The organism is Pseudomonas sp. NPDC089554 (assembly GCF_050280645.1).
Classification (GTDB): Bacteria; Pseudomonadota; Gammaproteobacteria; order Pseudomonadales; family Pseudomonadaceae; genus Aquipseudomonas.
Map to the genome: position 1 here is coordinate 1 of NZ_JBNNVR010000155.1, position 5,467 is coordinate 5,467.

General features: G+C 64.4%; 5 protein-coding genes and 2 pseudogenes. 2 read left to right on the forward strand and 5 right to left on the reverse strand.

What is annotated here, in order from left to right; genetic code table 11:
• Window positions 1–176 precede the first annotated feature (176 nt).
• Together ACQKPE_RS25645 and ACQKPE_RS25650 are read left to right on the forward strand one after the other, a co-directional pair.
• Entirely contained in the window at window positions 177–1,118 is a 942-nt protein-coding gene (locus ACQKPE_RS25645; RefSeq protein ID WP_427669484.1) for an AEC family transporter, read from the forward strand.
• A 55-nt stretch (window positions 1,119–1,173) separates the two neighbouring features.
• Complete coding sequence (locus tag ACQKPE_RS25650; RefSeq protein WP_427669485.1) at window positions 1,174–2,535, forward strand: amino acid permease; 1,362 nt, start codon at window positions 1,174–1,176, stop codon at window positions 2,533–2,535.
• A 100-nt stretch (window positions 2,536–2,635) separates the two neighbouring features.
• On the opposite strand, the gene ACQKPE_RS25655 is transcribed toward ACQKPE_RS25650, so the two are convergent.
• From ACQKPE_RS25655 to ACQKPE_RS25675, 5 genes and pseudogenes are all read right to left on the reverse strand, one after another.
• Window positions 2,636–3,013: a carboxymuconolactone decarboxylase family protein gene (locus ACQKPE_RS25655; RefSeq protein ID WP_427669486.1), complete on the reverse strand. Its 378-nt coding sequence runs from the start codon at window positions 3,011–3,013 to the stop codon at window positions 2,636–2,638.
• A gap of 9 nt (window positions 3,014–3,022) precedes the next feature.
• On the reverse strand, window positions 3,023–4,066 hold the full coding sequence (locus ACQKPE_RS25660; protein WP_427669489.1) for a calcium/sodium antiporter: 1,044 nt from the start codon (window positions 4,064–4,066) through the stop codon (window positions 3,023–3,025).
• 61 nt (window positions 4,067–4,127) lie between these two features.
• A complete protein-coding gene (locus ACQKPE_RS25665; protein ID WP_427669488.1) occupies window positions 4,128–4,499 on the reverse strand; it encodes a septal ring lytic transglycosylase RlpA family protein in 372 nt (123 codons plus the stop codon).
• A gap of 173 nt (window positions 4,500–4,672) precedes the next feature.
• A pseudogene (gene gatB / locus ACQKPE_RS25670) lies at window positions 4,673–5,377 on the reverse strand (Asp-tRNA(Asn)/Glu-tRNA(Gln) amidotransferase subunit GatB); the annotation flags it as partial.
• Window positions 5,374–5,467, reverse strand: a pseudogene (locus tag ACQKPE_RS25675) (histidine utilization repressor); the annotation flags it as partial. The pseudogenes gatB and ACQKPE_RS25675, both read right to left, overlap by 4 nt.

The window sequence follows — 5,467 nt, forward strand, 5'->3', positions numbered from 1 at the left end:
GGGGGGTGCCCCAAGCCGCGGCAACCCCCCCCCCTACCGGGGCGCTGGGAAACCTGTAGGAGCGGGCTTGCCCGCGAAGAGGCCACCGCCGATTTTCAGGCCTCCACCACGCGCAATCCCTTGCCACTGGCGTATCATTAGCTCCCTAACGGCAACCACCCCCAGGATCGCGCGCAATGCTCGCTCTTCTCATCCAGACGCTGAACATCACGGCTCCGGTGTTCGCCATGCTGTTCATGGGCATCCTGCTCAAGCGCATCGGACTGATCGACGACAACTTCAGCCGGGTCGCCTCATCGCTGGTGTTCAACGTGTGCATGCCGGCGCTGCTGTTCCTCGGCATCTACCACGCCGACCTGTCTTCGGCGATCCAGCCCGGCGTCATCCTCTACTTCATCGCCGCCACCGTGGTGGGTTTTGCCATGTCCTGGGGCCTGGCGATATGGCGCTGCCCGCCTGAAGACCGGGGTATCTATACCCAGGGCGCTTTTCGCGGAAACAATGGCGTGATCGGCCTGGCCTTGGCGGCCAGTTTGTACGGCGACTACGGTATATCCCTGGGGGCGGTGCTGGCCGGGTTGGTGATCCTGTTGTACAACTCGCTGTCCGCCGTGGTCCTGGCCGTTTACAGCCCAAGCTTGAAGTCCGACCCCTGGAGCATCTGCAAGAGCATCTTCAGCAACCCGCTGATCATCAGTGTGCTGGTCGCCACGCCCATGGCCTACGGCCAGGTGCCGTTGCCCAACTGGCTGCTGACCTCCGGCGATTACCTGGCGCAGATGACCCTGCCCCTGGCGTTGATCTGCATCGGCGGCACCTTGTCGCTGGCAGCGTTGCGCGACAGTGGCAAGCTGGCGGTCGACGTGAGCCTGGTGAAGATGGTCTGGATGCCCCTGCTGGGCACCTTGGGGGCTTGGCTGTGCGGGTTTCGCGGGGCGGAGCTGGGTATCCTGTTCCTCTACATCGGCAGCCCGACCGCGGCGGCCAGCTATGTAATGGCCAGGGCGGCGAACGGCAACCACGAGCTGGCGGCGTCGATCATCGTGATCACCACGCTGATGGCGGCGATCACCACCAATATCGGCATCTTCATCTTGCAGTGGGGCGGATGGATCTAGATGCTGGCGGCCCACTATTCCAATAACACTGCCTCCTTGAGCTAAAGGACACTTCATGCAAGACCAGAGCACGCCCGAGCGTTTACAGCGCGGGCTGAAAAACCGTCATATCCAGCTGATCGCGCTGGGCGGGGCCATCGGCACCGGCCTGTTCCTGGGCGTTGCCCAGACCATCCAGCTGGCCGGCCCTTCTATCCTGCTGGGCTACGCCATCGCAGGCCTGATGGCCTTCTTCATCATGCGCCAGCTGGGTGAAATGGTGGTCGAAGAGCCGGTCGCTGGCAGCTTCAGCCACTTCGCCCACCACTACTGGAGCGAGTTCGCAGGCTTCGTCTCGGGCTGGAACTACTGGGTGGTCTATGTGCTGGTCGGCATGGCCGAACTGACCGCCGTGGGCATCTACGTGCAGTACTGGTGGCCGGACTTCCCCACCTGGGCGACGGCGGCGATCTTCTTCGTGGTGATCAACGCCATCAACCTGACCCAGGTGAAGGTGTACGGCGAGATGGAGTTCTGGTTCTCGCTGGTCAAGGTGGTCGCCATCATCAGCATGATCGTCTTCGGCGCCTGGCTGCTCAGCAGCGGCCAGGGCGGCCCCGAGGCCAGCGTGGCGAACCTTTGGCAGCACGGCGGTTTCTTCCCCAATGGCGTGACCGGTTTGATCATGGCCATGGCGGTGATCATGTTCTCGTTCGGCGGCCTGGAGCTGGTGGGTATCACCGCGGCCGAAGCGCAAAACCCGCGCCAGAGCATCCCCAAGGCCACTAACCAGGTGGTCTACCGCATCCTGATCTTCTACATCGGCGCCCTGGCCGTGCTGCTGTCGCTGTACCCCTGGCAGAAGGTGGTGCAGGGCGGTAGTCCGTTCGTGATGATCTTCCATGAGCTGGACAGCAGCCTGGTGGCCACGATTCTCAACGTCGTGGTGCTGACCGCAGCGCTGTCGGTCTACAACAGCTGCGTCTATGCCAACAGCCGCATGTTGTTCGGCCTGGCCAGCCAGGGCGATGCGCCGCGCCAACTGCTCAAGGTCAGCCGTCGCGGCGTGCCGCTGGTGGCGTTGGGCGTCTCGGCGCTGGCCACAGGCCTTTGCGTGGTCATCAACTACCTGATGCCGGGCGAGGCCTTCGGCCTGCTGATGGCCCTGGCGGTGTCGGCACTGGTGATCAACTGGGCGAGCATCAGCATCACCCACCTGAAGTTCCGCAAGGCCAAGCTGGCTGCGGGTGAAACGCCGTTCTACAAGAGCTGGGGGCACCCGGTGACCAACTACCTGTGCCTGGCGTTCATCGTGCTGATTTTGGTGGTGATGTACCTGACGCCGCCGGTGCGCATCTCGGTGATGCTGATCCCGCTGTGGATCGCAGCGCTTTGGGTGGCGTTCCGCCTGAAGAAGAAGCGTCAGGCCAAGGTTTGACCCTGGGCTGATGCGTCGCCTTCTTCGCGGGCAAGCCCGCTTTTACAGGTATTGCGAACCCCTGTAGGAGCGGGCTTGCCGCGAAGAAGGCGGCGCGGTCTCAAGCCTGATAGCTGTCGATCACTTCCTGCGCCGCACGGAACGCATCGATGGCCGCTGGCACCCCCGCATACACCGCGCAGTGCAGCAACGCCTCGCGAATCTCCTCCACCGTGCAGCCGTTGTTCAATGCGCCACGCACGTGGCCCTTGAGCTCCTGTGGGCATTTCAGCGCGGTCAGTGCAGCCAGGGTGATCAGGCTGCGAGTCTTCAGTGGCAAGCCTTCGCGGGACCAGACGCTGCCCCAGGCATGCTCGTTGACGAAATCCTGCAGCGGCTGGGTGAACTCGTTGGCGTTGCCCAGGGCGCGGTCGACGAAGGCATCGCCCATTACTTGGCGGCGCACCTGCTCGCCGGCTTTCTTGTCGATATCAGCCATGTTTGCTCCTCAGTGTTGGCGGCGCCAGGCGCGCACGGTGGTGTACAGCAGCACCAGCGCCAGTAGCGGCAGGACGTAGAACAGCATGAGCTGCTCCAGGCGGCCCGCCAGCGGCATGCCGGTGGTGAAGGCGACGATGTGCAGGCCGTAGACCAGGTACAGGCACAGGAACACCAGGCCTTCGGCGCGGGTGACGCGGTAGCCGGAATAGAACACCGGCAGGCTCAAGGCAGCCACGCCGAGCATCACCGGCAGGTCGAATGCCAGCGCATTGGGCGAGATGGAAAGCGGCTGCGGGGTGATCAGCGCGGTCAGGCCCAGCACGGCGAGCAGGTTGAACAGGTTGCTGCCGATCACTGTGCCCACGGCGATCTCCCGCTCCCCGCGCAAGGCGGCGACCAGCGCTGCGGCAAGTTCTGGCAGCGAGGTGCACACGGCAACCACGGTAAGGCCGATGACGCGCTCCGAAAGCCCCAGGTCGGTGGCTACTTCCACCGCAGCTTCGAGCAGCAAGTGCCCCGCCAGGCTCAATAGCAGCAAGCCCAGAAACGCCTGTGTCAGCGCCTTGCCCCAGAACCGCGCCGGGCTGATGTGCAGCGCCTCGGGCGCGGGGTAGGTGCGTGCATAGTGGCGCGATTGGTGCCAGAGCATCGCCAGGTAGCCGACCAGGCCTGCCAGCAGCAGCGCGCCTTCCAGGCGCCCTAGTTCGCCGTTGGCAGCCAGCAGGTACACCAGTGCGCTGGCAGCGATCATCAGCGGGATGTCCAGGCGCACCAGTTGGCGAGATACCCGCAAGGGAATGATCAGCGCCGCGAGCCCCAAGATGACCAGGACGTTGAAGATATTGCTGCCCACCACGCTGCCGAGCGCCACGTCGGGCGCGCCCTGGTAGGCGGCCTGCAAGCTGACGGTCAGTTGCGGCGCGGTACTGCCGAAGGCCACCAGGCTCAGGCCGATGATCAGCGGCCGAACATGCAGGCGCCCGGCCAGGCGCAGGGCGGCGCGCACCAGCAGCTCGGCGCCGATGACCAGCAATACCAGGCCGAAGCCCAGTTGCAGGAGGCTGAAGGTGGGGAGGGTGGCCAAGTCGAAAATGGTGGTGGCTCCGCTAGGGTCAGTCGCTCAGACCTTGTACCCGGACGCGCGCCGTTCCGCTACGGACCATGCCGATTTTTTCTGCCGCCGCGCGGGAAAGGTCGATCAACCGGCCACGAATATGTGGGCCGCGGTCGTTGATGCGCACCACCACGCTGCGTTGGTTGCTGAGGTTGGTGACCACCACGCGGGTGCCGAAGGGCAGGCTGCGGTGGGCCGCGGTCAGGCCATGCTGGTTGAAGGGTTCGCCGCTGGCGGTGCGCTTGCCGTGGTGGCGGGCGCCGTAATAGGAGGCAACGCCGGTCTGGTCGTAGCCGCTGGGGTCGATGTCGTGGCTGGCGCAGCCGGCCAGGAGGGAGAAGAGCGTCAGCGCTCCAAGAGTTTGCCGCATGCTGGTGTTGGCTCCGCGTTGGGGGGCGCGCAGGGCGGTGGCCCATTCGCGGGCAAGCCCGCTCCTACAAGGGTTTCACTGAACCTGTAGGAGCGGGCTTGCCCGCGAAGAGGCCGGTGCAGCCAGCCAATAAACCAAGGCCAACCGGTGCCAAATTTGCCCCGCGATTGGGCTTACCCTTCGAGCTTGGCCTTGAGCAATTGGTTCACTTGCCCCGGGTTAGCCTTGCCCTTGGACGCCTTCATGGCCTGGCCGACGAAGAAGCCGAACATCTTGCCGCGCTTGGCCTCGTCGGCGGCGCGGTACTGTTCGACCTGCTCGGCATTGGCGGCGAGCATTTCGTCGAGCATCTTGTCGATCGCACCGGTATCGGTGACCTGCTTGAGACCTTTGCTTTCGATGATGCTGTCGGCATCGCCTTCACCGGCGGCCATGGCTTCGAACACGGTCTTGGCGATTTTGCCGCTGATGGTGTTGTCGCGAATACGCAGCAACATGCCACCGAGTAGCTCGGCACTCACCGGCGACTGGTCGATCTCCACGCCCAGCTTGTTCAGCAAGCTGCCCAGCTCGACCATGACCCAGTTGGCGGCCAGCTTGGCATCGCCACCGATCTTCACCACGTTCTCGAAGTAGTCGGCCTGCTCGCGGCTGGAGGCCAGCACGTTGGCGTCGTAGGCCGACAGGCCGTACTGGCTCTGGAAGCGCTCGACCTTCTGCGGCGGCAGCTCCGGCAGGGCGGCGCGCACGCTGTCGAGGAAGCTCGGCTCGATGACCACCGGCAGCAGGTCAGGGTCGGGGAAGTAACGGTAGTCGTTGGCTTCCTCCTTGCTGCGCATGGAGCGGGTTTCGTCCTTGTTCGGGTCGTACAGGCGGAGCCGGCCGCTTCCTCGGCCAGGATCATCACCTTGCAGCTATGCTGGTGGCCACGGGCAGCGATTTCGTCGGCGATGTTGTTGACCTCGAAC

Excerpts from the sequence above, each read along its gene's own strand:
- ACQKPE_RS25650 (WP_427669485.1), top strand. The coding sequence starts at position 1,174 with ATGCAAGACCAGAGCACGCCCGAGCGTTTACAGCGCGGGCTGAAAAAC.
- ACQKPE_RS25655 (WP_427669486.1), bottom strand. The coding sequence starts at position 3,013 with ATGGCTGATATCGACAAGAAAGCCGGCGAGCAGGTGCGCCGCCAAGTA.
- ACQKPE_RS25645 (WP_427669484.1), top strand. The coding sequence starts at position 177 with ATGCTCGCTCTTCTCATCCAGACGCTGAACATCACGGCTCCGGTGTTC.
- ACQKPE_RS25665 (WP_427669488.1), bottom strand. The coding sequence starts at position 4,499 with ATGCGGCAAACTCTTGGAGCGCTGACGCTCTTCTCCCTCCTGGCCGGC.